This is a genomic window from Tritonibacter multivorans, from assembly GCF_001458415.1.
Taxonomy (GTDB): Bacteria; Pseudomonadota; Alphaproteobacteria; order Rhodobacterales; family Rhodobacteraceae; genus Epibacterium; species Epibacterium multivorans.
Map to the genome: position 1 here is coordinate 2,501 of NZ_CYSD01000037.1, position 26,999 is coordinate 29,499.

Consider the following 26,999-nt stretch of genomic DNA (forward strand, 5'->3'; position numbering starts at 1 on the left):
CAAGTTGAAATGCTCTTACAAGCATATCCTTGACGTTCGAACCTCTGCACATTTTTGAATGTCCTACCGCTTTCGCCACTTGAGGACGGGCCTCGCATAGCACGGCTTCGAACCCGGCTAGGAACTCGAAACGAACATTCATATTTCTCTGTCTGTTTGTGCTTGGTTTCAAAAGAAACCGAAGCCGAACAAGACAGTGAAGCTGACACTCTATCATCGAAACCCTAAGGCCTCTAAGAGCGCGATATGTACAGACGTTGATCCATCGAAATGAACCAAACCGCCCACATATCTCTTCAGTCATCCAACAATGTCAAAGAGCAACACCTTCAACGCCGACCTCCAGAGGTCAAAAACAGGACCGTAACGCCAATCTCTCAGCGCACCGCCTGCCATACATCAAAGATGCCCCAGTCTCTCCTGAGCGTCTGCAGTCTTTCCTGCCGTCACGATCGTCTTTCCGACCCGTCATCACCGTCTCTCCGATGTGTCCGCCTTGCGGCCAGTGCAGCGTCGCCGCCGCGCCCCGTAGCGCCTCAGCGCCGCCGGTGAAGGGGGTTCTAAGGTTATACCCCAATAGCCGCAAGCGGTTTCTGCACAAAAACGCAAACTTTCTTCCAAAAACCTATAAAGACAAACAAAAACAACAGCTTACATCGATGATTTTTTGATCTTTTTGATTTCAGACGCTCAAAATCCAGTCCGAACAGCCAATTCAGGCGCGCGATCACGGGTTTTGCAGGGAATCTCTGCGTGCATTGGCCCGGTCAGAGCGGATCAGGCAGGCTTTCCAATCCACGCGCGCAAGAACGAGGCCCAAGATCACAGCGAAATAAAGAAGCGGCTCTAGCTGAAAGCCTTTGGCCAGCATCACATAGTGCAGCCCCGCCAGAAGACCGACCCCATAGGTCAGGCGGTGGAGAACGCGCCAGCGTGCTCCAAGCCTGCGGATCGACCAATTGTTGGAGGTCACAGCCAGCGGCAGCATCAGGGCAAAGCCCAGCATGCCAATTGTAATATAGGGACGCTTCAGAACGTCAGCCACGATCTGCGTGACAATTTGCACATCCAGCACCAGCCACACCAGAAGGTGGCACAGCACCAGCCCAAAGGCCGTCAGCCCCAGCGCCCGGCGAAACCGCATCAGGTTCAGCCCGAAAAACCGCCGCAATGGTGTGACCGCAAGGCCCGCTATCAGCAGCTGCAGCGCGCGTTCGCCATAGGTATGTTCCAGCACCTTGACCGGATCCACGCCCAAATGCCCCTGAAGCCCTTGCCAGAACATCCACAGGACCCATGCCGCGACCAGGATATAGAGAGACCACGGCGGGATGCGGCGCAGGGCGCGGTTCACGGGTTCCATCTTAGAAGTGTTTCGCCAGATCCATCCCCTCGTAGAGGGATGCCACCTCGGCCTCATAGCCATTGAACATCAGGGTCGGCTGGCGTTTGGCAAAGAGCCCGCCACCAATCTTGCGTTCAGAGGCCTGGCTCCAGCGGGGATGGTTCACGTTAGGGTTCACATTGGAATAGAACCCGTATTCCCTCGCATTGGCCATATTCCAGCTGGTGGGCGGCTCCTGATCGGTCAGCGTGATCTTCACCACCGATTTGATCGACTTGAACCCGTATTTCCACGGCACCACCAGTCGCAGGGGCGCGCCGTTCTGATTGGGCAGCGGTTTGCCAAAGATCCCGGTGGCCATAATCGTCAGCGGGTTCATCGCCTCGTCCAGACGCAGCCCTTCGCGGTAGGGCCAGTCAATCACAGGATAACGCACGCCGGGCATCTCATCGGGGCGCAGCAGCGTTTCAAAAGCCACGTATTTCGCACCGTCCTGCACGCCTGCAAGGGCCAGCAGATCCGCCAGTTCGAACCCCTGCCACGGGATCACCATCGACCAGGCCTCGACACAGCGGAAGCGGTAGATGCGCTCCTCAAGCGTCATCGCCTCGAGGATCTGTTCAAACCCATAGGAACCGGGATTGTCGACCAGCCCGTCGATCTCCACCGACCAGGGCGAGGTGGTCATTGCCCCGGCATAGTAAGACGGATCTTCCTTGCCGGTGCCGAATTCGTAGAAATTGCAGTAGCTGGTGACCTCTTCCCAGGTGTTGGTCGCAAGCCCCTCTTCGGCCACAGCGCCCCCGGCGATGGAGCCCAGCCCAGCGCCTGCCATGCCAGCCAGCAGCTTGCGGCGGTTCCAGAACAGGGCTTCGGGGGTTACATCGGCAGCAGTAAGGTCATTGGTCCAGCGCTTGGCCATTGGGGAAAACTCCTATTGGTCTTGCACTGAACCTAGTTCGCGCGCGTTAACAGGAAAACCAAAGCTTTATAACAATGCCGTGCCGGACCTGTAACATGGCGCGCTCAGTTCGCGGGGGTGCGGGTCAACTTCACCTGCGTCAGGTCGGCGCGTTCGCCGGTTTCCGCATCCACCAGCATCAGCTTCAACCGCCGCCGTGTGGTGGCATCCACCGGGTGAATTGGGTCGAAATCTTCGGGAAAGTATTTGTTCCCCCACCCAAGAAGCGCCAGGAACGACAACCCCAGCCCTTCGCCCGCCGTGGACAGGTAATAGGCCTTGCGGGTGCGGCTGCCTGCCTCGCGGTAATCGCGGGTCTCAACCAGACCGGCCTCGATCAGCGCAGACAGCCGTGTGGACAGCACGGATTTCGGGATCTTCAGCGCCTCGCGCATTTCTTCAAAGCGGTGCGCGCCGTAAAACAGCTGCCGCAGGATCAGCAGCATCCAGCGGTCGCCCAGAAGCCGCGCCGCCCGCGCCAGACCGCAATCGGCCACAGGGAAATCGCTGTCGGCAATAACGGTTTCAGGAACAGAGGGCGACGCATGTGATTCTGAGTTTGACATGTGAACCCAGATAGCGCACCGTGAGCTAAGTTCAAAATTCAAACCTAGAATCATCAAACAGGGGACCATCATGGCTGATGTCTCAATGAACCCGCTTGCCCTGATCTTGGGGCTGAAGATCCTTGTCACGCTGGGGCTGACCCATCTGTTTCTGTTCGCGCCGCAAAAGCGGCTGAACGGTCTGATGGCGCAATATGGCGACAGCCCGCTGACCTATCGGCTCTATGGGCTGACGCTTTTGGTCTTGATCGGCATGTATATGTCAGGGCTGGTCGCGGCCCTTGGGGGCGCGGTCAGCCACGAGGTTCTGGCCCTTGGCATCCTGTCCAATGGGGGCGCTGCCGTATTGATGCAAACCTGGAGCGGCCACCCCACCCTGCGCCGGGCGTCCTGGGTGTTCGCCGCCATTGCACTGGCGCTGCTGGCCGCCCTGCTGTTCCCCAATCAGGCATTACTGCCGCTGCTGCCATAAGAGGGCTGGCGCACATTCATCGGCACCGAGACCCCGTCTTCGCCCATAATCCGCACATGGCGGCGACGCATCAGGCGGGGCTCGGTCACGCCAACCGAATGGGCAATGGTCTCCACCTCGTGGATCACACCATTGGCATAGGCCGCCACGCGGTGGCATTTCTCGGTCACCACCAGCCCCTGCTGGAATCGCGGGTCATGGGTGGTGATACCAGTGGGGCAGGTGTTCTTGTTGCATTTGAGCGCCTGAATACAGCCAAGCGAGAACATGAACCCGCGCGCCGAGGTGACAAAATCCGCCCCCGCCGCCAGCGCCCAGGCCACATCGCCGGGATTGACCAGCTTGCCGCTGGCAATCAGGCGGATCCGCTCCTTCAGCCCGTATTCATCGCGCAGGTCACAGACCAGTGGCAGCGCCTCGCGCACCGACATGCCCACCAGATCCATCAGCGGCATCGGCGACGCACCCGTACCGCCCTCGCCGCCATCCACGGTGACAAAATCCGGCACATCCTCGGGGCGCGCGGCAAAGTTCATGAACATCTCGCGCATGGCGGTCTCTGACCCTGCGACCGTCTTGATGCCCACCGGCTTGCCGGTCACCTCGCGGATATGGGCCACCATATCCAACAGCTGGTCATAATCGGCAATCTCCGGATGGCGGTTGGGCGAGATACTGGCCTCCCCTTCCTTGATCCCCCGGATCGCGGCGATCTCGGCATTCACCTTGGCCGCCGGAAGAATGCCGCCTTTACCGGGCTTTGCGCCCTGCGCGAGCTTCAGCTCAAACATCCGCACCTGCGGGTGGGCGCTGACGTCGCGCAGTTTGTCATCGCTCAAGCGCCCGTCTTCATCGCGCACCCCGTATTTCGCGGTGCCAATCTGGAAAACAATGTCGCAGCCGCCGTCCAGATGAAACGGGCTGAGCCCCCCTTCGCCGGTGTTCAGCCACACGCCCGCATCGCGCGCACCGCGACTAAGGGCCGTGACCGCAGGCCGCGACAGCGCCCCATAGCTCATGCCCGAGATATTAAAGAACGACGGCGCCATATAAGGCACCCGCGCGGTTGGCCCGATCTGCATCGGCGCAGTTTTGGCAGCCTGATTATCAAGCGGCGGAAAGGGCGAATTGACAAAGATCGGCGTGCCCGGCACGGACAGATTGCGGGTCGATCCAAAAGCAATCGTATTGCTTTCGCCCTCAGCGGCGCGTTCGATCCAATGCCGCTGTGCACGGTTGAACGGCAGCTCTTCCCGGTCCATGGCAAAGAAATACTGGCGAAAGAATTCGCCCAGCGCGCTGAACAGATGGCGGAACCGCCCAATCACCGGGTAATTCCGGCGGATCGCATCATGGGTCTGGGTCAGGTCCGCGACAAACATGATCACCGCAGCCAGCACCAGCAGCCCAATCGCAATGACAAAAACCACGGCCAGCCCCGACAACGCCTGCATTGCAAATCCCATCTTCCCGCTCCCTCTCCAGTGGCTGGCTCCTATCTAAGGCCTCGGTGCCGGAAACCTGCGGGGAACTCTGCGCGCAAAACATCACAAAATCGTGTGTGGAAATCTGATCGCGCCCGAGCTTAGGGCGAAAGGCCGCGATTTCCAGACAAATGATTGGGCGCAGAAGGTGAACCAGCCGGTTCTTTGGCGCGTAAGTCCCCTGAAGTTCCGGCACAACGCCGGGACCAGAACGGGAGGACCAAACCCATGAAACGCCGCTTTTTTCTGAGCCTGAGCGCCGCTGCCCTGACCCTCAGCGCCTGTGCCACTATGACCAAAGAACCCGATATTGTCGATATTGCCGCAGGCAACAGTGACTTTTCGACCCTTGTGGCTGCCGTAAGCGCCGCAGGTCTGGTCGACACGCTCAAAAGCGATGGGCCTTTCACCGTCTTTGCCCCCACCAACGCCGCCTTCGCCGCCCTGCCCGCAGGCACGGTCGACACGCTGTTGATGCCCGAAACCAAGGATCAACTGGTGAAGGTTCTGACCTATCACGTGGTGCCCGGTGCCGTGACCTCGGACCAGCTGGCAGGCCAGCGCCTATCGGTGGCCACCGTTCAGGGCCAGAATGTGCACGTCAACGGCACCCATGGTGTGAAGGTCAACGATGCCACAGTGACCAGCGCCGACATCATCGCCTCTAACGGGGTGATCCATGTGATCGACAAAGTGCTGCTGCCCAAGTAACGCCCCCCCCGCGAAATAGAAAAAGCCCCCCGCCGATCCACGGCGAGGGGCCACTCTATATATATGTGCGTGCGGCACGGTCCGTGCAGCGGGCAAGCGCGCGCTTAGTGCACAACCGCATCCTCCGGCCGCGGCCGATCCGAGGCGCCAACCCGGTCCCCGATCAACAGACCCTCAGCTCCGGCCCCGACGGACACACTGTCGCCTTCGCGAATGTCACCCGCCAAAAGCGCCTCGGCCAGCGGGTTCTGCAGCGCGCGCTGGATCACCCGCTTCAGGGGGCGGGCACCAAACACCGGGTCATAGCCTTCGTCGGCGAGCCAGGTCTTGGCGGCCTCATCCAGCTCCAGCGTGATCTTGCGACCCGCCAGACGCTTGAGCAGCCGCGCCAGCTGGATATCAACGATCCCGTCCATGTCCTCGCGCGCCAGACGATCAAAGATCACGGTCTCATCCAGACGGTTCAGGAACTCAGGCCGGAAATGCGCCCGCACCGCGTCCATCACATCGCGCTTGGCATCGCCGCTATCGGCGCCTTCCGGCAGCTGGCTCAGCGCCTGCGCGCCAAGGTTCGACGTCAGGATGATCAGCGTCTGCTTGAAATCCACCGTGCGCCCCTGCCCATCGGTCAGCTGACCATCATCGAGCACCTGCAACAACACGTTGAACACATCCGGGTGGGCCTTTTCGACCTCGTCAAACAGCACCACCTGATAGGGGCGGCGACGGACAGCCTCGGTCAGAACCCCGCCTTCGTCATAGCCCACATAGCCCGGAGGCGCGCCAATCAGACGGGCCACCGCGTGTTTCTCCATGAACTCCGACATATCGACGCGCACCATGGCGCTGTCGTCGTCAAACAGGAACTCGGCCACGGCTTTGGTCAGCTCGGTCTTGCCGACGCCGGTCGGCCCGAGGAACAGGAACGACCCCAGCGGGCGGTTTTCATCGTTGAGGCCAGCGCGCGCCCGGCGCACCGCATTGGCCACCGCCGTCACAGCCGCGTTCTGCCCGATCACACGGGAATGCAGCTCGTCTTCCATCCGCAGCAGTTTCTCGCGCTCGCCCTCCAGCATTTTCGACGTTGGGATACCGGTCCAGCGCTCCACCACCTCGGCGATCTGCTCGGGGCGGACCGCCTCATCAACCATGCGCCCCTCGGCCTCCTTGCCATCGGCTTCGGCCAACTGCTTTTCCAACTCTGGGATAATGCCATAAGACAGCTCGCCCGCGCGGGCAAAATTGCCCTCGCGCGTTGCAATCTCCAGATCCGAACGCGCGCGCTCCAGCTGTTCCTTGACCTCGGTGGCCGAAGCCATCTTGTCCCGTTCCGCCTGCCACTGCGCGGTCATCTGGGCAGATTGCTGCTGTAGATCGGCGAGTTCTTTCTGCAGCACCTCCAACCGGTCCCGCGACGCGCTGTCGTCTTCCAGCTTCAGTGCTTCTTCCTCGATCTGCATCTGCAGGATCTGACGGTCCAGCGCATCAAGCTCTTCGGGCTTGCTGTCCACTTCCATGCGCAGACGGCTCGCGGCCTCGTCCACAAGGTCGATGGCTTTGTCCGGCAGGAAGCGGTCGGTGATGTAGCGGTTCGACAGGGTTGCCGCCGACACCAGCGCCGCATCGGCAATGCGCACCCCGTGGTGCAGCTCGTATTTCTCTTTGATGCCCCGCAGGATGGAAATCGTGTCCTCCACCGTGGGTTCCTGCACCTGTACGGGCTGGAACCGGCGGGCAAGGGCCGCGTCTTTCTCCACATACTTGCGGTATTCATCGAGCGTGGTGGCCCCGATGCAGTGCAGCTCCCCGCGCGCCAGTGCCGGTTTGATCAGGTTGGCCGCATCCATGGCGCCATCGGATTTGCCCGCACCCACCAGCGTGTGCATCTCGTCAATGAACAGCACAATCTCGCCCGCGGCCTCGGTGACCTCGGTCAGGATGGATTTCAGACGTTCTTCAAATTCGCCGCGATATTTCGCACCGGCGATCAAGGCCCCCATGTCCAGCGCCAGCAGGCGTTTGTCGCGCAAGCTTTCTGGCACATCGCCATTGATAATGCGCAGGGCCATGCCTTCGGCAATCGCGGTTTTACCCACGCCCGGCTCCCCGATCAGCACCGGATTGTTCTTGGTGCGGCGGGACAAAACCTGCATGGAGCGGCGGATTTCCTCGTCGCGGCCAATGATCGGGTCGATCTTGCCTGCGCGGGCACGTTCGGTCAGGTCGATGGTGTATTTCTTCAGCGCCTCATAGGCGTCTTCGGCCGACGCACTGTCCGCCGTGCGCCCCTTGCGCAGATCATTGATCGCCTCATTCAGCTTTTGCGCCGTGACTTTGCCCGCCTCCAGCGCGTCCTTTGCCTTGGATTTCACCAGCGCCAGCGCCATCAGCACGCGTTCCACCGGGACAAAACTGTCGCCCGCTTTTTCCGCGATCTTTTGGGCCTCGTCCAGGACCTTCATGGTCTGGCCGTCCATATAGATCTGGCTGCCATCGCCCGACACCTGCGGCAGCTTGTTCACAGCCGCCTCCAGCACCTCGCGCACGCGCGCCGCATCGCCGCCTGCGCGGGCGATCAGATTGGCAGACATGCCCTGATCGTCATCCATCAATGCTTTTAGAATATGTTCCGGCACCAGACGCTGATGCCCTTCACGCAGCGCAATGGTCTGCGCCGCCTGCACGAATCCCCGTGCCCGCTCTGTGAACTTGTTCAAGTCCATCTTGTCTCTCCTTCTACAAGCGCCCGACGTGGTTGGCGGCGCCCGCTTTGCGGCACGCCCCGGTGTCAGGCCTCAGGCTAAGATTTGGGCATAAAACCCGCCTCTTCAAGAGGGGTATAGCAACAAGAGTTTCCGATTGCGTTGACAGATGTCAAATGCGCCCTTCCCCGATGTCCCCAATCCCTTTAGGAAGGCGAAAATCCCAGATGGAGAGTTCCCGATGCCCGTGACCGCTGATGACCGCCTGATCGTCGCCATGGATGTTCCCAATGCTATTCAGGGCCTGAAACTGGCCGAGCAGCTGGGCGATGCCGTATCTTTCTACAAAATTGGCCTTGGCATGCTGACCGGCGGCGGGCTGGCCCTGGCCAATGAGCTGAAAACCGAATTGGGCAAAAAGATCTTCCTTGATATGAAGCTTTTCGACATTGGCGCGACGGTCGAAAACGCGGTGCGTGGGCTGGCGCAGTTCGATCTGGATTTCCTCACCGTGCACGGTGACCCCTATGTGGTAAAGGCCGCGCAGGAAGGTGCCGCAAACAGCGAAATGAAAATCCTGGCGGTGACCATTCTGACCTCGCTGGACCGCGACGACCTGGACGGCGCGCTGATCAAACCCGGTGAGATCACCGATCTGGTGCAGGAACGCGCAGGCCGCGCGCTGGAGGCCGGCGCCGATGGCGTCATCGCCAGCCCACAGGAAGCCGCGCTGATCCGTGCGCTGCCCGAAGCGACCGGCAAGCTGATCGTCACCCCCGGCGTCCGCCCCGCCGGTGCCGCGCTTGGCGATCAGAAACGTGTCACCACGCCCGCACAGGCCCTGGCAAATGGCGTAGACCACATGGTCGTAGGCCGCCCGATCTGGCAGGCCGCCGACCCGCGCAAAGCAGCACTGGATATTCTGGCGGAAATGCAGGCCGCAACCGCCTGATCCCCGCAACAAACCGCGCCCCTTCCCCAGATGGAGGGGGCATATAGCCTTCGCTCCCAATATTTAGGCACCCCAACCGGCAAAAATCCGCCGACACTGACCCTGCGTAAACTTCTGAATTTTCCCAGCCCTACCACTCGGCAAGGCCCCGGAAGCACAGGAAAAACCTCAGGCTTCGATGTTCGATTTCGGAAATTTTTCTGAGGTTTTACGCGCGAAATCCGGCCAATCTCGCGCCTTGGGGCGCAGTTTTGCAAAACTTTGCTTTGCCAAACTCCCGCCGATCCCCGACTCTGGGACCCAGAGAGATCCCCAAGACCCTCTTTTTTGGCCCTGTTGCGGCCACAGGACATTTGGCCAGCTGGAACCAGCGGCCTCCTCGGTACACTCCCCAAGACGGGTGCCTTTACCAGCACCTCGTCACCTTCCCCCGCCATCAGTGCGGGGGCCTTTCTTTTTGGGGACAGCCTATCGCTGATCGAGGTAATCCTTAAGGCGGGACTGAAAATTGGGCACGCCCTTGGGGTGCTCACAATAGGCCGCAGGGGACATCAACTGCCAGCACTGGCCCTCATCGCCCAGCTCAATGTCCTGTGCCCGACTTGCGGGCAGATGGGCGGCAAAGAACCACGCGGCCTGCGACGTGGTCTGATGGCAGCGGGCATAGCTCAGGTCGTCTTCTGACAGATGCAGGCCGATCTCTTCGCCGGTTTCACGCAGCACGCAGGCCGCGGGGCTCTCTCCGTCTTCGCGGCCGCCGCCGGGAAAATCCCAATGGGCGGGAAAGGGAATGTCGGGTTTGTCGTCGCGCAGGATCACCACCAGTTCGACGCCAATGAACAGCGCCAGCTTGGCGCCAATGAAATCCTGATCGCTCATGGCTTGTTCCCTGCCCCTCAGCCCGTGTAACTGGACACATATAAATGCACACAGCCGCGACCCTAGCGTCGGGGCCTGTGTCGTCCACCCTTTTTGCGATGCCGCCATGCCCGCCCTTTGCCGCGAATGTCTGACCCCCCTGCCGGATGGCACCCGCCGCTGCACGCAGTGCCGCAGCCCCCGCGTGGTGTCCAACCCAGAGCTGTTCGATCTGACCATTGCGCATATGGACTGCGACGCCTTCTACGCCAGCGTGGAAAAACGCGACAACCCAGAGCTGGCCGACAAACCCGTCATTATTGGCGGCGGCACGCGGGGCGTGGTCTCTACCGCTTGTTATGTGGCCCGCATTCGCGGGGTGAAATCGGCCATGCCGATGTTTCAGGCGCTAAAGCTCTGCCCGGATGCGGTGGTCATCAAACCCCGCATGGAAGTCTATGCCGAGGTCAGCCGCGCCATTCGCGCGATGATGCTGGACCTGACCCCGGATGTGGAACCCCTGTCGCTGGACGAGGCGTTCATGGATCTCTCCGGCACCCAGCGCCTGCACGGCGCGCCACCTGCGGTGATGCTGGCGGGGCTGGTGAAACGGATGAAGGACGAACTGGGCGTCACCGGATCGATTGGCCTCAGCCACAATAAGTTCCTCGCCAAGGTGGCATCCGACATGGACAAGCCGCGCGGGTTCTTTGTGATCGACAAGGCAGGCACCGATGCGTTCCTGCGCGACCGCCCGGTGCGGCTGATCTGGGGCATTGGCCCGGCCGCCCAAGCCAGTCTGGACGCGGCGGGGATTCGCACCTTTGCCGATCTGCTGCGCTGGGAACGCGACGGACTGAATCAGCGGTTTGGGTCAATGGGCGAACGGCTTTGGCACCTGGCGCGCGGTCAGGACCGGCGCAAAGTGACCGCCCGCGCACCGGTGAAGTCGATCTCGAACGAGACCACGTTTTTTGAAGACACCGCCAGCCTCGAGGTGCTCGAGGGGCACCTGTGGCGACTGGCCGAAAAAGTATCAGACCGGGCCAAGGCGCGCGGGCTTGCAGGCCGCGTGGTGACCCTGAAGCTGAAACGCGCCAACCATCAGGCCCTGACCCGGCGCCTGTCCTTGCGCGAACCAACACAGATCGCTGACAAAATCTACCGCACCGCGCATGGGCTTTTGCAGCAAAGCGTCGACAAAGGCCCTTTCCGGCTCTTGGGCTGTGGCATCAGCGAACTGGTGGACGAAGGCGAAGGCGAACGCACCCATGATCTGCTGGATCCGGGCGCCAGCCAGCGGGCCAATGCAGAACGCGCCACGGATGCGATCCGGGCGCGCTTTGGCGATAAGGCCATTATCAAGGGGCGCGCGCTGCGCAAACGCTAAACCGCGCTACTCTGCCGCCAGCCGGTCGGCCTCTGGTGCGCTGCCCCCAATGCGCGCCACTTCGGCCAGAACCTGCGCCAGACGTGCGCGCATTTCCTCAAAACCCGAATGTGGCTGGATCGTTTCTTCGTCCATATAAAGCGACCGGTCGATTTCCACCTGCACCGCATGCTGGCGGCGCGACGGGCGGCCATAGGTCTGGGTGATATAGGCCCCGGCAAAAGGCGTATTGCGCGCCACCTCGAACCCCGCCGCGGCAAAGGCGGCTTCGATCTGTTCCACAATGCGCGCATCTGCGGCCACCCCAAAACGGTCGCCCAGAACAATCTCGGCCCGCTTGCTGCCACCGCTGCCCAGCGTATCCAGCGCCTCGCGGGGCATCGAATGGCAATCCAGCAGAACCGCCTCGCCCATGTGTGTGCGTGCGGTGTTCAACAGCCGCTGCAATTCCCGGTGATAGGGGTGCCAGACCAGATCCAGCCGCGCCGCCGCCTCGGCCTGGCTGATCTTGCCACTGTAAATGGGCCGCCCCTGCGCCACCACGCGGGGAATCACCCCAAGCCCCGAGGCCACGCGCGGGTTTTGCCCGCGCCGCGCCACACCATCAATGACTGCGGGGTCCAATTCTTGCACCGATCGGTTCAGATCCACATAGGCACGCGGCATATTCGCCGTTAAAAATGCCATCCCCAATGCGGGGGCTGCATCAAACAGCTGGTCCACATAGGCGTCTTCGCTGCTGCGAATCTCATGGGCATCCAGAATCGCCCGATCCAAAAACGCGCTTGGATAGTCCGATCCGCTGTGTGGCGAGGCCACAATAACCGGAGAAACCCAATTACGGGGCCAATTTACACTATAACCAACTGCCGACATGCACTGCTCCGCTTCCTCGCCTCAACATAAATCATAGAGTTTATATTTTTGTCGTCAAAAGCTCTTGCGCCCCCCCGCGACTCCTTTTATAGACCCCTTCACCGACACGGAGCGGGGCGCCACACGGCGCTAACAAACGCTTCACACTCGGCATCATGGGCGGTTAGCTCAGCGGTAGAGCACTTCGTTGACATCGAAGGGGTCACAAGTTCGATCCTTGTACCGCCCACCATGATTTCGCTGTCTTGAACATCTGTTCAGGATGCCCCGCAAACCCAGGCGCTGGTTCGCGCCGCAGAAAAGGAGATTGACCATGAAAGTCAAGAACTCGCTCCGCTCGCTGAAGAACCGGCACCGTGATTGCCGGGTTGTGCGTCGCAAAGGTCGCGTTTACGTGATCAACAAGACCCAGCGCCGGTTCAAAGCACGCCAGGGTTAATTCCCCGGGGCTAAGACCTAAGAGACCTTCAGGGGTTTCCAGAAAACCGCATCATCAGATGCGGTTTTTTGTCGTTTTAGGGCCAAGCCCAATTGAATTTCGGCCAAGATCCATTAATTGACTGTTTGACTAGGGAATTACCCCCTGCCGAATCTGACATGCCGAATCTAAACGGGATCACATCATGACGCGCACTTCTGTTCTGGCCACTCTGCTGGCCTCTGCCCTTGCCACCACCGCCGCTGCCGAAGGCGTGGTGAACATCTACTCCGCGCGTCATTATGACACCGACGAGAATCTCTATGGCGATTTCGAGAAAGCCACTGGAATCACCATCAACCGAATCGAAGGCAAATCCGACGAGCTGATCGCCCGTATGACGGCCGAGGGCGCGAACTCTCCGGCGGATATCCTGATCACCACCGACACCTCGCGCCTGACCCGTGCAAAACTGGCGGGCGTTCTGCAGCCCGTGGACAGCGACATCCTCGAAGCGCGCATCCCCGCCGCCCTGCAGGATCAGGACAACACCTGGTTCGGCTTCTCCCAGCGCGCGCGCATTATTTTCTATGCCAAAGACCGCGTGACCGATGTGCCGCAGACCTATCTGGATCTGGCAGACCCGAAATACAAAGGCCAGATCTGCATCCGGTCTTCCACCAACACCTATAACCAGACGCTGATGGCCTCTATCGTGACCCACCACGGTGAAGAGGCGGCCCGCGACTGGGCCGACGGCATCGTGGCAAATATGGCCCGCCCGCCCAAAGGCGGTGACACGGACCAGCTGCGCGGTCTGGTGTCCGGCGAATGCGACATTGCCGTGTCCAACACCTATTACTTCGCCCGCGCGATCCGCAAAAACGTTAAAGGCGTCAGCGACAGCCTCGACCAGATCGGTTGGGTCTTCCCCTCTCAGGACACCGTGGGCGCACATATGAACCTCTCCGGCGGTGGTCTCGCTGCACACGCGCCGAACCGCGACAATGCGGTGAAGTTTCTGGAGTACCTCGCCTCTGAGTCTGCGCAGAAATATTTCTCCTACGGCAACGACGAATACCCGACCGTCCCCAGCGTTGAACTGGCCGACAGCGTCAAACAACTGGGCGCGTTTAAAGCTGACGATGTGAACCTCTCCGAGGTCGCCAAAGCCCTGCCCACCGCGCAAAAAGTGTTTAACGAAGCGCGCTGGAAATAGTCCCACGCACGCCAAGCTTTAAAAACAGGCGCGGCCCGCTCCGCGCTTGTTTCTTTTTGTGCAATCGCCCTCCCCGCCCTTGGAGCGCGCCCCCGCCGCGCCTAGCATGGCTGCGAACAGGGGAGGCGCAATGCGTTTTGAAATTTCACGACTAAATCCGCAGGACACAAACGACAGTCTCTTGTGGGATGGTCTGGCCACTGTTCTGTGGGCCTGTGTTCACGGTGGGGCCAGTGTCGGCTTTGTGTTGCCCTTCTCCGAAGCAGAGGCCCGCGCGTTTTGGACCAATAAGGTTCTGCCGCAGGTCGTCGCGGGCGGCACATCCATGTGGGTTGCACATAGCGAAGGGCGGATTGTCGGCACGGTTCAGCTGCAACACGATCTGCCCCCCAACCAACCCCACCGCGCCGATGTGGCCAAGCTGCTGGTCCACCCCGATGCCCGCCGCAACGGCATGGCCCGCGCCCTGATGGACGCGCTCGAGGCCGAGGCCCGCGCCCGGAACAAACGCCTGCTCGTGCTCGACACGCGCAGCGGTGATCCCTCGCAAACGCTTTATGAACGCATGGGCTTTGCCGTGGCCGGGGCGATTCCCGGTTACTGCCTCAATCCCTTTGACAAGACGCCCGAAGCCACAACCTATCTGTTCAAAACACTGGCGTAAGATAACGGAAACTTTGCGCAAGCCGCAAAACAAGCCTTGGTTTTCCTAGACGCCCCTTCATGACGGCAATATAACACCTGCAAAATGGGTCTGGAAAACCAGACCCGTGGACCACTTGGGGGTGGATCAATGACTTTCATTTCTGCGAAAGGGGCGCGCTGATGCGGGTCCCTGTTACGATTTTCAGTGGCTATCTGGGCGCTGGGAAAACCACGCTGATCAATCGTCTGCTGCGCGAAGATCACGGTCTGCGGCTGGCCATTCTGGTCAATGATTTTGGCGCTATCAATATTGATGAGACGCTGATCAAAACCAAAGACGAAGGCGTGGTGGCGCTGCAAAACGGCTGCGTCTGCTGTGACCTCTCGCAGGAACTGGGGATGAGCCTGAACGGCATTATGACCCGTGCAGACACCCCCGACCACATTCTGATCGAAGCCAGCGGCGTCGCGGACCCGGTGTCCATCGCCAATGCCGCCAGCAATGACGCACGGCTGACCCACGGCGGCGTGGTCACCGTGGTCGACGGGCCGCAGCTGGCTGAACAGATCGCCGATGACACCATTGGCGCTCAGGTCAAAGGCCAGGTGGCCGCCGCGGATCTGGTTCTGGTGAACAAGGTCGATGCGCTGGATGACGCGCTGGAACAGCTCCTCTCTGAGCTTGGCGCGCGGACACCTGCCATCGTCCACAACGCCCCACTGGCGCAGATCCTGTTGGACATGGTGCCCCTGCCACGCCAAAAAACCCCTACACCACATCCGGCCTATGTGACCTGGCGCCATCAAAGCGATCGGGTGTTTGACCGCATGGCGCTTGGGGAAAAGCTCGCGTCGCGCCCCAAGGGGATGTACCGCCTGAAAGGGTTTGTGCTGACCAACCGGGGCGCCTACGAGGTCCACGCTGTAGGCCGCAATGTCGAAGCCAAACGGGTTGAGGCCACGGAAAACCTGCTGGTCGCGCTTGGCCCCAAAGGCCGCGTCACCACCGAAGAGATCGAGAGCTGGTGGACCGCCGAGTAACCCTCGGCCGCAGACCTCGGACGTATCAGCCGCCGCGTTTTAGCGGCGGTTTGCTTGTCGGCCCACCTGACGGCAGATCAGGATCACCGGCAGCAGCCCCACCGCCATAATCACCAGCGACGGCACCGCCGCGCCCTCCAGCCGTTCGTCCGCCGCCAGCCGATGCGCCTGCACCGCCAGCGTGTCAAAGTTGAAAGGCCGCAGGATCAGCGTCGCGGGCAGCTCTTTCATCACGTCGACAAAGACAATCAACAGGCCGGTCAGCAGGCTGGGCGTCAGGATCGGCAGGTGAATGCGGCGCAACATGCCAAAGGGGCTTTGCCCCAGCGACCGCGCGGCGGCATCCATATTGGCATGGACCGTCGACTGGCCGCCTTCGTAGGCCCCCAGCGCCGCCGCCATAAACCGCACCACATAGGCCATCACCAACAGCCAGATCGACCCGGTGATCAACAGCCCCGTGCGGATGCCAAACTGTTCGCGCATAAAGGCATCAAGCGCATTGTCAAATGTCGCAAAGGGCACGATCAGCCCCACCGCAATCACGCCCCCCGGCACCGCATAGCCCAGCCGCGACAGGTAATTTGCCATGCCCGAAATCCGGCCCGGCCGCAGACGTTGATAAAACCCAAGGCAGACCGCCGCGCCCAAAGTGATCAGGGCTGCAAGCCCCGCCAAGGTCACTGAATTTTGCAGAAAGGCGATATAGCGTCGGCTCAGCAGATCCTGCTCGCTTTCCAACCCCATCAGCGCCAAGGCTGCCAGCGGCACAAGGAACCCCAGCAAAACCGGCACCGCACAGAGCGCCACAGCCCCCCCTGCGGCAATCCCCTTCAGTTCTGCCGGGGCCATGCCGTCATGGCGTTTGCCCGCATGGTGATACCGCGCCCGTCCCCGGCTGACCCGTTCGGCGACCGCCAGCAACAAGGCAAAGCTCAGCAGACACAGCGCCAGCTGCGCCGCACCCGCCCGGTCGCCCATGGAAAACCAGCTGGTGTAGATGCCCGTGGCAAAGGTCTGCACGCCGAAATAGGACACCGTGCCGTAATCCGCGATGGTCTCCATCACCGCCAGCAACACGCCCGAGGCCACCGCCGGGCGCGCCATCGGCAGGCTCACCCGCCAGAACGCGCGCCAGCTGTTGTCGCCCAGCGCCCGCGCCGCCAGAAAGGCCGAGGCGCTTTGTTGCAGAAACGCCGCCCGCGCCAGCAGATAGACATAGGGGTAGAGCACCAAAATCAGCATGATCGCGGCGCCGCCAAGCGATCGGATCTCGGGGAACCAGTAATCGCGCGGCCCCCAGCCCGTCACATTGCGCAGGGTGGTCTGCACAATGCCCGGATGATCCAAAAGGAAGGTATAGGCATAGGCCAGCACATAGGCCGGAAAGGCCAAGGGCAGCACCAGCGCCACCTCGAACAGCCGCCGCCCCGGAAAGTCGCACATCGTCACCAGCCAGGCCGCACCAACCCCGATCAGCAGAGTGCCAAAGGCCACCAGCAGCACAAGGTAAAGCGTGGTCAGCGAATACTCCGGCAGCACGGTCGCGGCCAGATGGCTGATCGTATCGGTGCCACCTGTCAGCGCCGCGATGGCCACAGCGACCATCGGCAACAAACAGGCCAGCGCCACGCCCCAAGCGACGCCTGCAAACACACGGCTCCCCTGCCGCTGAGCCCGTTTCGACGTGCGGTTGGGTTTCAAAGCGGTGGATGGGCTGGTCTCGGTCATGTCTCAGGGGTGATAAAGCGCAGTTGACCCTGTCTCAACGATTTTAGTCGGGATTGCCAGCGGAAAGACGACACCCGCCGGTGAAAGCCTTTCGCGCACTGCCCTACGGGGCACGAAAATACCCGCCCAGACTGGCTGGACGGGCGTATAATCGGACCTTACAGGCTCAGTCGTAACTGCGCTGGTCTTCGATCACCAAACCGTCCTTCGGCAGGCTGCCCGGTGCCACCACAGACACCGCGCCCTTCAGCTTCAGTACGTCCATCACCGACCGGGCATAGCTGATCTCATCCCCGCCCGTTGCTTCGATCTGGACGCGCATCACGTCCATTTCCCCCTCGCGACTGGCAATGACGCGGGCTTTGACGATCTCGTCGTGGCGGTCGACCAGCTGCGCCACCTGTTCGGGGCGGACAAACATGCCCTTGATCTTGGTGGTCTGGTCCGCACGGCCCATCCAACCCTTGATGCGGGTGTTGGTCCGGCCACAGGGGGATGTGCCCTCCATCACCGCGCTGAGGTCACCGGTGGCAAACCGAATGAGCGGGTAATCCGGGTTCAGTGTCGTCACCACAACCTCGCCCACCTCACCGGGTGCCACGGGCGTGCCGGTGCCGGGGGTGACAATTTCGACGATGACATGTTCATCGACAATCATCCCCTCCATCGCAGCACTTTCATAGGCGATATTGCCCAGATCCGCCGTCGCATAACACTGCAGGCAGGAAATGCCGCGATCAGCGTATTCCTGACGCAAGCTCGGGAACAGCGCGCCACCGCCCACAGCGGCCTTTTTGAACCCCAGCTGCACGCCCATCGCGTCGGCTTTGTCCAAAATCACCTTCAGATAATCCGGCGTCCCGGCATAAGCTGTGGCGCCAACATCGCGCGCCGCTGTCACCTGCAGCTCGGTCTGGCCGGTGCCCGCAGGCAGCACCGCTGCCCCCACAGCGCGCGCGCCGTTTTCAAAGATCATCCCCGCAGGCGTCAGGTGATAGCCAAAGCAGTTCTGCACCACATCGCCTGCGCCAACCCCGGCCGCATGCAGAAACCGCCCCATGCGCCACCAGTCCTGATCCACCCCACCGGGTTCATAGATCGGCCCCGGCGACTGAAAGATATGCGCAAAACCCGAGGCGGGTTTCACGGTGAACCCGCCAAAGGGCGGATGCAGCTTCTGCGCCGTGGTCAGGTCAGACTTGCGCAAGACCGGCAGCGCCGCCAGTGCGGCAACCGAGGTCACCGCTGCCGGGTCCACCCCCCGCAGATGCGCGGCAAAGCCGGGAGCGGTCAGGGCACGGGCGATCTGTTCGGGCAGGGTACGCCCCAGATCGGCAGCGCGTTCATCACTCGAGCGGGTTTCCAGTTTGTCGAAATAGGTCATGTTCTCGCCCTCCCCTCAGCTCAACCACCGTTTGCGGCGGCGGTAGGACCGCACATCGCGAAAGCTCTTGCGCCCTTCCTCGGACATGCCGAGGTAAAATTCCTTCACATCCGGGTTCTCGCGCAGCTCGGCTGCGGGGCCGTCCATCACCACGCGACCCGATTCCAGAATGTAGCCGTAATGCGCATAGCGCAGCGCCACATTGGTGTTCTGTTCCGCCAAGAGGAAGGTCACGCCCTCCTGTTCATTGATCGACTTCACGATCTCAAAAATCTGTTCCACAAGCTGCGGGGCCAGCCCCATCGACGGCTCGTCCAGCAGGATCGTTTCGGGGCGGCTCATCAGGGCGCGGCCCATGGCGACCATCTGCTGTTCCCCGCCCGAGGTATAGCCTGCCTGTGACTTGCGCCGTTCTTTGAGGCGCGGGAAATAGTTATAGACCATCTCAAGATCAGCCTGAATATTCGCGCCACTGTCGCTGCGCGTATAAGCGCCGGTCAGCAGGTTTTCTTCGACCGTCAGATGTTCAAAACAATGGCGGCCTTCCATCACCTGAATGACGCCTTTCTTCACCAGATCTGCGGGGTCCTGCGCATGCACATCCGACCCACGATAACGGATCGACCCTTTGGTGACCTCGCCGCGTTCGGACAGCAGCAGATTGGAAATCGCCTTCAGCGTTGTGGTCTTGCCCGCGCCATTGCCGCCCAAAAGGGCCGTAATCCCACCCTTTGGCACGTTTAGGCTGACGCCTTTCAACACAAGGATCACATGGTTGTAGATCACTTCGATATTGTTGACCTCAAGCAGGGTATCCGCCTGCACGTCCCCGTCAGAATTGGCCGCATCCAGCATCTGGTTTGTCCTTCATATCCAAAGGGTGCGGCGACTGCCCGCCGCACCAAATCGCCTCAGCGCAGCTTAGTTGCAGCGTTCCGCGATATTGTTTTCCGCCGCATAGGCGCCCGAGTCCTCGGCCACCAGCGTACCGATCACCTCGCCATCGGTGGCGCCAAAGTCGGAAATCAGCGACCAGGTCTGGCTGGAGGCATCCCACTGCGTCATGCCCACAAGGCCGGGGCCGCCGTGGTTTTCACAGGACACATCAAAGGACGGGCCAAAGTTCGGCATGCCCAGCGCGGCCATCTTTTCCTCGTTGATGACCAGCGCTTCCATCCCGTCGCGCATCATCGCACCGGTGATGTCAGCAGTGCCGTGGATGTCCTGCGCGGTCTTTGCGGCCTCAACCGCCAGCATCGCTGCGTACATGCCGCGATTGTACAGAACCTTGCCGACATTATCGCCCGCACCCGCGGCCTTGCCTGCGTCCACGACATATTTCTGCATGTCGTCAAACACCGGGAAATCGCTGCCCACATTGTGGAAGGTCACGGATTTATAGCCATTGGCCTTGTCGCCTGCGGCCATCACGTCATGTTCCGCACCGGACCACCAGACCCCGATGAAGTTCTCCATCGGAAAACGGATGTTTGCGGCTTCTTGGATGGCCACCTGGTTCATCACACCCCAGCCCCACATGACAACATTGTCAGGGCGGTCACGGCGGATCTGCAGCCACTGGGATTTCTGCTCCTGACCGGGGTGATCCACGGGCAGCAGTTTCAGCTCAAACCCGTGTTTCGCAGACAGCTCTTCCAGCGTGCGGATCGGCTCTTTGCCATAGGCAGAGTTGTGATACAGCAGCGCGATTTTCTTGCCCTTGATATCGCCGCCATTGATCTCCAGCAGGTGGTTGATCACGCCGGATGCGCCGTTCCAATAGTTCGCCGGATAGTTGAACACATGGCTGAACACCTTGCCGTTTGCAGCCGAGGTCCGACCATAGCCCATCGTGTGCAGCGGGATGTCATCAGCGGTCACTTTGGGGATCAGCTGATAGGTGATGCCGGTGGACAGCGGTTGATAGATCAGCGCGCCTTCGCCTTTGGTGGCCTCATAGCATTCCACACCTTTCTCGGTGTTATAGCCGGTCTCGCATTCGACCACGCGCGCCTTCACGCCGCCAATGCCGCCGTCGCGTTCATTCACCAGGGTGAAATAGTCGTTGTAGCCATCCGAGAACGGGATACCGCCCGCCGCATAGGGGCCTGTGCGATAGCTCAGATCCGGGAATACCAGATCGGCCATAGCCGGGCCGGCGGCCAAAAGCGCGCCAAGCGCCACTGTTGTAAGCTTCGTCTTCATCACTTTTCTTCCTCCCTTAAAATACTCCGACGGCTCTTGCCTGTGTCGCTTCCGCCTATTGTCTTGTCTGCCTTTCCTATGGCTGGGGGTGCTCCTCACTTCACCCCCAGCCCGCTGGCCGATCCCCTAGTGGGGGAAAGGCCAGAGTCTCAGTTTTTCTTTTGCCACCCGCCACAGTTGGGCCAGCCCATGGGGCTCCAGGATCAGGAAGGTGACAATCAACGCGCCGACGATGACCAGCTGGAAATGCGCCACAATATCGGTGGGCCAGCCCAGCACATCGACGCCCACGACCTTCAGCACCACCGGCAGCAGCACCAGAAACGCCGCGCCCGCAAAGCTGCCAAAGATCGACCCAAGCCCGCCAATGATGATCATGAACAGCACAAGGAATGATTTGTTGATTCCGAACGCCTCGCCCACTTCCACCGCACCCAGATAGACCGAGAAGAACAGCGCCCCCGAGACCCCGATAAAGAACCCCGACACCCCAAAGGCCGACAGTTTCGCCTTCAGCGGGTTCACCCCGATGATTTCAGCGGCAATATCCATATCGCGGATCGCCATCCATTTGCGCCCCTGCGTGCCGCGCGTCAGATTGCGGGCAATCACGGCACAGCCGGTCAGGAAAATCAGGCAGAACAGATAGGTCGCCCAGGCCTGCGCATTGGGGCCGGTGATCAGAATGCCAAAGGTATCCCGCTCGGGCGCATTGATCTGGCCCGAGGCCGAATAGTTGTAAAACCAAGGCACCCGATTGAACAGCCAGACCAGAAAGAACTGCGCCGCCAGCGTCGCCACCGCAAGGTAGAACCCCTTGATCCGCAAGCTTGGCAGGCCAAACAGAATGCAGACCAGCCCGGTGATGCCCCCCGCCAGAACCACATGGATGAACATGGACACCTCGGGAAAAGCGGTCATCAGCTTGTAGCAGGCATAGGCCCCCACCGCCATGAACCCGCCGGTGCCAAGGCTCACCTGCCCGCAGTAGCCCACCAGAATGTTCAGCCCGATCGCTGCAATCGAATAGATCAGGAACGGCAGCAGAATGGCATTGGCCCAATAGTCATTGATGACAAAAGGGATGATGCCAAAGGCCACCGCCAGCACCGCATAATACCGATACCGGTCAAACCGGATCGGAAAGGTCTGGCTGTCCGCCTCATAGGAGAGTTTGAAATCCCCGGCCTCACGGTAGAACATCCTATGCCCCCTTCACTGTCTTGGAATTGCGTAACTCTGCGCCCCACTGCGCCTGCGCTGCATCGCGGGCCTCTTTCGTGGTGCGGTTGGATGATTTGGCATAGCCCGAGCGTTCGGAAATCCGCACCAATTTCAGATAGGCAAGGATCCCGGCAAACAGACCCGCCGCCGCCAGAAGGGCGGCAATGGTCACCTGCGCCGGGCTATAGCTCTCTCCGGTCAGCGCCAGATAGCCAAAGGCCCAAAACCCGGACCAGGCAATGACATTCAGGATTGCGATCAGCTTTGGCATACGCGGTCCCCCCAGTGCATGGTTATCGGCGCGTTTACCCTTTGTTTAGAAATCCGGCTTTTGCCACATTTCGCCCCAATCCCTTTGTCACCCTTGCGTTGGGAAAAGTGAGTGGGAAACATGACAGCAATGTTGCAAGAGATGCGCAGGCTCGAAGCTGCGCGCAGCCGGGGAGAGATCACCCCCGCACAATACAATGACATCCGGCGCCGGTTGTTGAACGCCGTGGAAGAGGCCCAAGTGGCCGATTCACAAATCGGCGGGCAGCGTCGCGCCCCCCGCGGCGTTGCGCCCAACGTCGCAGGCGCGCCGGGCGCACGACAGCGCGGGGCCGCAACCGCCCGCCCCGGCGCGACCGCCAGCGGGGCGCGTGCGGCAACTGCCGCAGGACCACGCATGAACATCTGGGGGCTCGTTGTGGTTCTGGTGGGGCTCGCCACTTTGGCGACGCTGCTCTTGGGCTTTGTGCTCGGGGATTTCACCATCGCCTTGACCCTGGCCGTCACCGTCTGTGCCGCGCTGATGGTGGCCGGTGCCAAAACCATCTTTGCACAGGACGCCGCCAAAGCTGCAGCACTTGAACTGCGCGCCCGGGCCATCCGCGAGGCGCAGGCCAAGGCCGCAAAGGGTGCAGAAGGCGCAGAACCCGCATAATACCTTTGGGGAGAGAGGTCAGACCCGTTCAATGATCTTCTCCCCAAACAGCCCCTGCGGGCGGAACACCAGAAACAACAGCGCCAGCACGTAGGCAAACCAGTTCTCGGTCGCGCCGCCGACCAAGGGGCCAATCAGGAACTCAAAGAGTTTCTCGCCCACGCCAATGATCAGCCCGCCGACAATCGCGCCGGGGATCGAGGTAAAGCCCCCCAGCATCAGAACCGGCAGCGCCTTCAGCGCAATCAGCGACAGCGAAAACTGCACGCCCGATTTTGTGCCCCACATGATGCCCGCAACCAGCGCAACAAAGCCCGCAACCGACCAGACCAGCACCCAGATAAAGTTCAGCGAAATGCCAACCGACAGCGCCGCCTGATGGTCATCGGCCACCGCCCGCATGGCGCGGCCCTGTTTGGTGTATTGCGAAAACAGCACCAGCCCGGCGACCAGAAGGGCTGCAATCACGGTTGCGACAATGTCCAGATTGTCGATGAAAAACCCGTAGCCAAAGATCCCGAATGTCGTCTCATCGATCCAGATGTTGATGCCCTGCGGCAGACCCACATCCAGCGTCTTGATCTCGGACCCCCACATCAGGTCGGCGACACCCTCAAGGAAATAGGCCAGACCAATGGTCGCCATAAACAGGATGATCGGCTCTTGGCCCACCAGATGGCGCATCACAATCACCTGCACAGCCCAGGCAAAGCCCACCATGACCACCACGGTCATCAGGATCGCAAACAGCGCCGGAACGTTCCAGCCAAAGTGATGCACATGGGTGCCAAACATCGCATTGATCAGATGCGCAAAGGGCACCTGCCCTTGCATGATCCCGACCAAGGTCATCGCCGCAAACAGCGCCATGACGCCTTGCGCATAATTGAATATTCCCGACGCCTTGTAGATGAGGACAAAGCCCAACGCGACCAGCGCATACAAGACGCCCGCCATCAACCCATTGAGCGTCACCTCCATGGCAAAGATCAGCTGATCAGACATCGCTCTTCTCCTCTTTGATCCGCTGTTCAGTCATGGCTCACCCCCAGATAGGCATCGATCACCGCCTGATTGTTGCGCACCTCATCCGGCGTGCCATCGCCAATCTTGCGGCCATAATCCATCACGACCACCCGGTCGCTCAGGTCCATCACCACGCCCATGTCATGTTCGATCAGGGCAATGGTGGTGCCAAATTCATCATTCACATCAAGGATAAAGCGGCTCATGTCCTCTTTCTCCTCGACGTTCATCCCCGCCATGGGCTCATCCAACAGCAGCAGTTTGGGTTCGGCCGCCAGGGCCCGCGCCAGCTCGACGCGTTTCTTCAACCCATAAGGCAGGCGCGCCACCGGGGTTTTGCGGATCGCCTGAATTTCCAGGAAATCGATGATCCGCTCCACCACCTCGCGGTTGGCGGTCTCTTCGGCCTCGGCCCGCCCCTTCCACAAGGCTTGCTGGAAGATATTGGTCTTCATATGGTTCAGGCGGCCGGTCATCACATTGTCCAGAACACTCATGCCCTCAAACAGGGCGATGTTCTGGAACGTCCGCGCAATGCCTTGGCGTGCCACTTCATAGGGGCGCAGAGGTTTGCGTTTGGCCCCATGAAACCAGACCTCGCCCTCCTGCGGCACATAAAACCCGGAAATCACATTCAGCATCGACGATTTACCGGCGCCATTGGGCCCAATGATCGCGCGGATTTCACCCTCGCGAATGTCAAAAGAAATATCCTTGATCGCCACCACACCACCAAAGCGCAGGGTGATGTTCTTCATCTCCATGACCACGCCGCCAATGGTGCGGCCGTCTTCGGTCACATAACCTTCTGCTGCATCAAACATTGTTTTCCTCCGGGCGGACCCTCATGGGACGGTGGGCGGGGCGAGGCCCGCAGGGCGAGCGCCGAACCAGCCGTCTCATTCCGCTGCCATCTTCTGAACCGAGACCACCTCGGCATCCACACACGCCAAGGTCGCGCTGATCGCCCCCTTGCGCCCGTCCTCATAAGTCACCTCTGTGGTGGTAGAGACCTCGGCCAACCCGCCATAAAGCGCGTCAATAATGTCGGCGAATTTCTCCTCCACGATGCGGCGGCGCACCTTGCGGGTCCGGGTCATTTCACCGTCATCAGCGTCCAGTTCTTTGTGCAAAACCACAAAGCGGTGGATCTGGCAGCCCGACAGCATCTCGTCCTGCGCGACAGAGGCATTCACCGCCGCCACATGGCCCGCAATCGTCTCGAGCACGGCAGGATGCCCCGCCAGCTCCTGATAAGAGGCATAGGCGATATTGTTGCGTTCGGCCCAGTTGCCCACGGCCACAAGGTCGATATTGATAAAGGCCACACAGGTCTCGCGCTCATTGCCAAACAGCACGGCCTCCAGAATGTCAGGGTAGAACTTCAGCTTGTTCTCGACGTATTTCGGCGCAAACATCGCGCCATTTGCCAGTTTGCCCACATCCTTGGCCCGGTCGATGATCCGCAAATGGCCCGAGGATTCCTCGATGAACCCCGCATCGCCCGTCGCAACCCAGCCCTCGGCATCCTTTGTGCCTGCGGTGCTGTCGGGATTGTTGAAATACTCTACAAACACACCGGGAGAGCGATAGAAAATCTCGCCCGTGTCCTCGATCTTCAGCTCCACCGCGGGCGAAGGCACGCCCACGGTGTCTGCCCGCACCTGACCGTCAGGCTGCTGGGTGATAAACACCGTCGCCTCGGTCTGACCGTACAATTGCTTCAGGTTGATCCCGAGCGAGCGGTAAAAGGCAAAGATCTCCGGCCCGATCGCCTCCCCCGCGGTATAGCCCACACGAATGCGGCCATAGCCCAGCGTGTCTTTCAGCGGACCATAGACCAGCAGATTGCCAAGGCTGTATTTCACCCGGTCCAGCAGCCCCACGGGGTTGCCGTCCAGAATGTCACCGCCGACCTTCTTGGCGTGCTCCAGAAAATGATGGAACATCCGCCGCTTCAGCGCGCCCGCATCTTCCATGCGGATCATCACATTGGTCAGCTGGCCTTCGAACACGCGCGGCGGCGCAAAGAAATAGCTCGGCCCGATTTCACGCAGATCGGTCATCATCGTATCCGCGCTTTCGGGGCAGTTCACGCAGAAGCCGCACCAATACGCCTGACCAACGGAAAAGATGAAATCCCCCACCCAGGCCAGCGGCAGATAAGATAGGATCTCTTCGCTCTGGGTCAGCGCATCAAAATCACCCGAATTCTTCGAGGTCTCGATCACATTGCGGTTGGACAGCACCACGCCCTTGGGCTTGCCGGTGGTGCCGGATGTGTACAGCATCACGCAGATGCTGTCGTAACTCAGCGCCCCTGTGCGCGCGGCCAGTTCACCCGACAGCTCATCGCGGGCCGCCCGGCCCTGATCCTGCACATGGGCAAACTCATGCAGCGTCCGATGGTCGTATTTGCGCAGGCCCCGCGGGTCCACATAGATCACATGCTGAAGGTTCTTCAGCCGATCCTGCACCTCGATCACCTTGTCGACCTGTTCCTGATCGCCCGCAATCACATAAGACGCACCGCAGTTTTCCAGCACATAGGCCATCTCTTCCGACACCGCATCCTGATAGAGCGGAACGGGCACAGCGCCAACGCTTTGTGCCGCAACCATTGACCAGTACAGCGACGGGCGGTTGCGCCCGATAATGGCAATGAAATCGCCGGGCTGAACGCCCAAGTTTATCAGACCCAGCGCCAGCGCCTCGATCTCTTCTGCGGTCTCGGCCCAGGTCCAGCTCTGCCAGATGCCAAACTCTTTCTCCCGGTAGGCCGGGCGGTTGGCAAATTGCGACGCATTGCGCGCAAGCAGTGCAGGGACCGAAGCAAACGCAGGGTTTGCGACAGGTTCCGTCAC

At 60.7% G+C, this 26,999-nt stretch carries 25 protein-coding genes, 1 tRNA gene and 1 rRNA gene (1 of these 27 cut by a window edge); 10 read left to right on the forward strand and 17 right to left on the reverse strand.

Features of this window, described 5'->3' with window-relative positions:
- From TRM7557_RS11075 to TRM7557_RS11090, 4 genes are all read right to left on the reverse strand, one after another.
- Positions 1 to 7: ribosomal RNA gene (locus TRM7557_RS11075) — 16S ribosomal RNA — on the reverse strand; it reaches 1,451 nt to the left of the window's first position.
- Between the two features lie 720 nt (positions 8 to 727).
- Entirely contained in the window at positions 728 to 1,363 is a 636-nt protein-coding gene (gene msrQ, locus TRM7557_RS11080) for a protein-methionine-sulfoxide reductase heme-binding subunit MsrQ (protein ID WP_058290284.1), read from the reverse strand.
- Position 1,364: 1 nt separating this feature from the next.
- Positions 1,365 to 2,267 carry a protein-methionine-sulfoxide reductase catalytic subunit MsrP gene (gene msrP / locus TRM7557_RS11085; RefSeq protein WP_058290285.1) on the reverse strand — a complete coding sequence of 301 codons (903 nt, stop codon included), beginning with the start codon at positions 2,265 to 2,267 and terminating at the stop codon, positions 1,365 to 1,367.
- A gap of 104 nt (positions 2,268 to 2,371) precedes the next feature.
- Positions 2,372 to 2,872: a winged helix-turn-helix transcriptional regulator gene (locus TRM7557_RS11090; RefSeq protein ID WP_074941789.1), complete on the reverse strand. Its 501-nt coding sequence runs from the start codon at positions 2,870 to 2,872 to the stop codon at positions 2,372 to 2,374.
- Between the two features lie 70 nt (positions 2,873 to 2,942).
- On the opposite strand from TRM7557_RS11090, the gene TRM7557_RS11095 reads away from it, so the two are divergent.
- Entirely contained in the window at positions 2,943 to 3,344 is a 402-nt protein-coding gene (locus TRM7557_RS11095; protein WP_058290287.1) for a hypothetical protein, read from the forward strand.
- On the opposite strand, the gene TRM7557_RS11100 is transcribed toward TRM7557_RS11095, so the two are convergent.
- Positions 3,317 to 4,810: an FMN-binding glutamate synthase family protein gene (locus TRM7557_RS11100; protein ID WP_058290288.1), complete on the reverse strand. Its 1,494-nt coding sequence runs from the start codon at positions 4,808 to 4,810 to the stop codon at positions 3,317 to 3,319. The genes TRM7557_RS11095 and TRM7557_RS11100 overlap by 28 nt on opposite strands.
- A gap of 246 nt (positions 4,811 to 5,056) precedes the next feature.
- Here TRM7557_RS11100 and TRM7557_RS11105 point away from each other — a divergent pair, with 246 nt between their 5' ends.
- Positions 5,057 to 5,539, forward strand: coding sequence for a fasciclin domain-containing protein (locus TRM7557_RS11105; protein ID WP_058290289.1), 483 nt, complete (start codon positions 5,057 to 5,059; stop codon positions 5,537 to 5,539).
- A 104-nt stretch (positions 5,540 to 5,643) separates the two neighbouring features.
- Here the strand turns inward: TRM7557_RS11105 and clpB are convergent, their stop codons facing one another.
- Entirely contained in the window at positions 5,644 to 8,262 is a 2,619-nt protein-coding gene (gene clpB / locus TRM7557_RS11110; RefSeq protein ID WP_058290290.1) for an ATP-dependent chaperone ClpB, read from the reverse strand.
- A 220-nt stretch (positions 8,263 to 8,482) separates the two neighbouring features.
- On the opposite strand from clpB, the gene pyrF reads away from it, so the two are divergent.
- Positions 8,483 to 9,193 carry an orotidine-5'-phosphate decarboxylase gene (pyrF, locus tag TRM7557_RS11115; RefSeq protein WP_058290707.1) on the forward strand — a complete coding sequence of 237 codons (711 nt, stop codon included), beginning with the start codon at positions 8,483 to 8,485 and terminating at the stop codon, positions 9,191 to 9,193.
- Between the two features lie 468 nt (positions 9,194 to 9,661).
- On the opposite strand, the gene TRM7557_RS11120 is transcribed toward pyrF, so the two are convergent.
- A complete protein-coding gene (locus tag TRM7557_RS11120) occupies positions 9,662 to 10,072 on the reverse strand; it encodes an NUDIX hydrolase (protein WP_058290291.1) in 411 nt (136 codons plus the stop codon).
- Positions 10,073 to 10,178: 106 nt separating this feature from the next.
- On the opposite strand from TRM7557_RS11120, the gene TRM7557_RS11125 reads away from it, so the two are divergent.
- Positions 10,179 to 11,441, forward strand: a complete 1,263-nt coding sequence (locus TRM7557_RS11125) for a DNA polymerase IV (RefSeq protein ID WP_058290292.1) — start codon at positions 10,179 to 10,181, stop codon at positions 11,439 to 11,441.
- A 6-nt stretch (positions 11,442 to 11,447) separates the two neighbouring features.
- On the opposite strand, the gene TRM7557_RS11130 is transcribed toward TRM7557_RS11125, so the two are convergent.
- The gene (locus TRM7557_RS11130) at positions 11,448 to 12,317 is read right to left on the reverse strand and encodes an N-formylglutamate amidohydrolase (RefSeq protein ID WP_058290293.1); all 870 of its coding nucleotides are present in this window, start codon (positions 12,315 to 12,317) and stop codon (positions 11,448 to 11,450) included.
- A gap of 157 nt (positions 12,318 to 12,474) precedes the next feature.
- Here TRM7557_RS11130 and TRM7557_RS11135 point away from each other — a divergent pair.
- From TRM7557_RS11135 to TRM7557_RS11155, 5 genes are all read left to right on the forward strand, one after another.
- A tRNA-Val gene (locus tag TRM7557_RS11135) sits at positions 12,475 to 12,549 on the forward strand.
- A gap of 81 nt (positions 12,550 to 12,630) precedes the next feature.
- Entirely contained in the window at positions 12,631 to 12,756 is a 126-nt protein-coding gene (gene ykgO, locus TRM7557_RS11140; protein WP_008562923.1) for a type B 50S ribosomal protein L36, read from the forward strand.
- Positions 12,757 to 12,940: 184 nt separating this feature from the next.
- Entirely contained in the window at positions 12,941 to 13,954 is a 1,014-nt protein-coding gene (locus TRM7557_RS11145; protein WP_058290294.1) for an extracellular solute-binding protein, read from the forward strand.
- 130 nt (positions 13,955 to 14,084) lie between these two features.
- Entirely contained in the window at positions 14,085 to 14,618 is a 534-nt protein-coding gene (locus tag TRM7557_RS11150) for a GNAT family N-acetyltransferase (protein WP_058290295.1), read from the forward strand.
- Positions 14,619 to 14,779: 161 nt separating this feature from the next.
- Complete coding sequence (locus tag TRM7557_RS11155; protein ID WP_207382655.1) at positions 14,780 to 15,640, forward strand: CobW family GTP-binding protein; 861 nt, start codon at positions 14,780 to 14,782, stop codon at positions 15,638 to 15,640.
- Between the two features lie 39 nt (positions 15,641 to 15,679).
- Here the strand turns inward: TRM7557_RS11155 and TRM7557_RS11160 are convergent, their stop codons facing one another.
- The 6 genes from TRM7557_RS11160 to TRM7557_RS11185 form a co-directional block, all read right to left on the reverse strand.
- Positions 15,680 to 17,371, reverse strand: coding sequence for an ABC transporter permease (locus TRM7557_RS11160; protein ID WP_058290297.1), 1,692 nt, complete (start codon positions 17,369 to 17,371; stop codon positions 15,680 to 15,682).
- Positions 17,372 to 17,537: 166 nt separating this feature from the next.
- Positions 17,538 to 18,755: a phenylacetate--CoA ligase family protein gene (locus TRM7557_RS11165; RefSeq protein ID WP_058290298.1), complete on the reverse strand. Its 1,218-nt coding sequence runs from the start codon at positions 18,753 to 18,755 to the stop codon at positions 17,538 to 17,540.
- A 15-nt stretch (positions 18,756 to 18,770) separates the two neighbouring features.
- The gene (locus TRM7557_RS11170; protein ID WP_058290299.1) at positions 18,771 to 19,610 is read right to left on the reverse strand and encodes an ABC transporter ATP-binding protein; all 840 of its coding nucleotides are present in this window, start codon (positions 19,608 to 19,610) and stop codon (positions 18,771 to 18,773) included.
- Between the two features lie 66 nt (positions 19,611 to 19,676).
- Positions 19,677 to 20,960: an ABC transporter substrate-binding protein gene (locus TRM7557_RS11175; protein ID WP_058290300.1), complete on the reverse strand. Its 1,284-nt coding sequence runs from the start codon at positions 20,958 to 20,960 to the stop codon at positions 19,677 to 19,679.
- A gap of 126 nt (positions 20,961 to 21,086) precedes the next feature.
- Positions 21,087 to 22,163, reverse strand: a complete 1,077-nt coding sequence (locus TRM7557_RS11180) for a branched-chain amino acid ABC transporter permease (protein WP_058290301.1) — start codon at positions 22,161 to 22,163, stop codon at positions 21,087 to 21,089.
- Between the two features lies 1 nt (position 22,164).
- Positions 22,165 to 22,455, reverse strand: coding sequence for a hypothetical protein (locus tag TRM7557_RS11185; RefSeq protein WP_058290302.1), 291 nt, complete (start codon positions 22,453 to 22,455; stop codon positions 22,165 to 22,167).
- Positions 22,456 to 22,575: 120 nt separating this feature from the next.
- Here TRM7557_RS11185 and TRM7557_RS11190 point away from each other — a divergent pair, with 120 nt between their 5' ends.
- Complete coding sequence (locus tag TRM7557_RS11190) at positions 22,576 to 23,109, forward strand: hypothetical protein (RefSeq protein WP_074941788.1); 534 nt, start codon at positions 22,576 to 22,578, stop codon at positions 23,107 to 23,109.
- Positions 23,110 to 23,127: 18 nt separating this feature from the next.
- Here the strand turns inward: TRM7557_RS11190 and TRM7557_RS11195 are convergent, their stop codons facing one another.
- The 3 genes from TRM7557_RS11195 to TRM7557_RS11205 form a co-directional block, all read right to left on the reverse strand.
- Positions 23,128 to 24,114 carry a branched-chain amino acid ABC transporter permease gene (locus TRM7557_RS11195; RefSeq protein ID WP_058290304.1) on the reverse strand — a complete coding sequence of 329 codons (987 nt, stop codon included), beginning with the start codon at positions 24,112 to 24,114 and terminating at the stop codon, positions 23,128 to 23,130.
- Between the two features lie 26 nt (positions 24,115 to 24,140).
- Complete coding sequence (locus TRM7557_RS11200; RefSeq protein ID WP_058290305.1) at positions 24,141 to 24,959, reverse strand: ABC transporter ATP-binding protein; 819 nt, start codon at positions 24,957 to 24,959, stop codon at positions 24,141 to 24,143.
- Between the two features lie 75 nt (positions 24,960 to 25,034).
- Entirely contained in the window at positions 25,035 to 26,999 is a 1,965-nt protein-coding gene (locus TRM7557_RS11205; protein ID WP_058290306.1) for an AMP-binding protein, read from the reverse strand.

What these genes read in the sequence shown, in the direction of transcription:
- ykgO (WP_008562923.1), top strand. Translation starts at nt 12,631, where the DNA reads ATGAAAGTCAAGAACTCGCTCCGCTCGCTGAAGAACCGGCACCGTGAT.
- TRM7557_RS11150 (WP_058290295.1), top strand. Translation starts at nt 14,085, where the DNA reads ATGCGTTTTGAAATTTCACGACTAAATCCGCAGGACACAAACGACAGT.
- TRM7557_RS11160 (WP_058290297.1), bottom strand. Translation starts at nt 17,371, where the DNA reads ATGACCGAGACCAGCCCATCCACCGCTTTGAAACCCAACCGCACGTCG.
- msrP (WP_058290285.1), bottom strand. Translation starts at nt 2,267, where the DNA reads ATGGCCAAGCGCTGGACCAATGACCTTACTGCTGCCGATGTAACCCCC.
- TRM7557_RS11105 (WP_058290289.1), top strand. Translation starts at nt 5,057, where the DNA reads ATGAAACGCCGCTTTTTTCTGAGCCTGAGCGCCGCTGCCCTGACCCTC.
- TRM7557_RS11125 (WP_058290292.1), top strand. Translation starts at nt 10,179, where the DNA reads ATGCCCGCCCTTTGCCGCGAATGTCTGACCCCCCTGCCGGATGGCACC.
- TRM7557_RS11170 (WP_058290299.1), bottom strand. Translation starts at nt 19,610, where the DNA reads ATGCTGGATGCGGCCAATTCTGACGGGGACGTGCAGGCGGATACCCTG.
- TRM7557_RS11090 (WP_074941789.1), bottom strand. Translation starts at nt 2,872, where the DNA reads ATGTCAAACTCAGAATCACATGCGTCGCCCTCTGTTCCTGAAACCGTT.
- TRM7557_RS11145 (WP_058290294.1), top strand. Translation starts at nt 12,941, where the DNA reads ATGACGCGCACTTCTGTTCTGGCCACTCTGCTGGCCTCTGCCCTTGCC.
- TRM7557_RS11180 (WP_058290301.1), bottom strand. Translation starts at nt 22,163, where the DNA reads ATGTTCTACCGTGAGGCCGGGGATTTCAAACTCTCCTATGAGGCGGAC.
- TRM7557_RS11130 (WP_058290293.1), bottom strand. Translation starts at nt 12,317, where the DNA reads ATGTCGGCAGTTGGTTATAGTGTAAATTGGCCCCGTAATTGGGTTTCT.
- TRM7557_RS11100 (WP_058290288.1), bottom strand. Translation starts at nt 4,810, where the DNA reads ATGGGATTTGCAATGCAGGCGTTGTCGGGGCTGGCCGTGGTTTTTGTC.
- TRM7557_RS11190 (WP_074941788.1), top strand. Translation starts at nt 22,576, where the DNA reads ATGACAGCAATGTTGCAAGAGATGCGCAGGCTCGAAGCTGCGCGCAGC.
- TRM7557_RS11155 (WP_207382655.1), top strand. Translation starts at nt 14,780, where the DNA reads ATGCGGGTCCCTGTTACGATTTTCAGTGGCTATCTGGGCGCTGGGAAA.
- TRM7557_RS11095 (WP_058290287.1), top strand. Translation starts at nt 2,943, where the DNA reads ATGGCTGATGTCTCAATGAACCCGCTTGCCCTGATCTTGGGGCTGAAG.
- TRM7557_RS11195 (WP_058290304.1), bottom strand. Translation starts at nt 24,114, where the DNA reads ATGTCTGATCAGCTGATCTTTGCCATGGAGGTGACGCTCAATGGGTTG.
- clpB (WP_058290290.1), bottom strand. Translation starts at nt 8,262, where the DNA reads ATGGACTTGAACAAGTTCACAGAGCGGGCACGGGGATTCGTGCAGGCG.
- TRM7557_RS11200 (WP_058290305.1), bottom strand. Translation starts at nt 24,959, where the DNA reads ATGTTTGATGCAGCAGAAGGTTATGTGACCGAAGACGGCCGCACCATT.
- TRM7557_RS11185 (WP_058290302.1), bottom strand. Translation starts at nt 22,455, where the DNA reads ATGCCAAAGCTGATCGCAATCCTGAATGTCATTGCCTGGTCCGGGTTT.
- TRM7557_RS11175 (WP_058290300.1), bottom strand. Translation starts at nt 20,960, where the DNA reads ATGAAGACGAAGCTTACAACAGTGGCGCTTGGCGCGCTTTTGGCCGCC.
- msrQ (WP_058290284.1), bottom strand. Translation starts at nt 1,363, where the DNA reads ATGGAACCCGTGAACCGCGCCCTGCGCCGCATCCCGCCGTGGTCTCTC.
- TRM7557_RS11120 (WP_058290291.1), bottom strand. Translation starts at nt 10,072, where the DNA reads ATGAGCGATCAGGATTTCATTGGCGCCAAGCTGGCGCTGTTCATTGGC.
- TRM7557_RS11165 (WP_058290298.1), bottom strand. Translation starts at nt 18,755, where the DNA reads ATGACCTATTTCGACAAACTGGAAACCCGCTCGAGTGATGAACGCGCT.
- pyrF (WP_058290707.1), top strand. Translation starts at nt 8,483, where the DNA reads ATGCCCGTGACCGCTGATGACCGCCTGATCGTCGCCATGGATGTTCCC.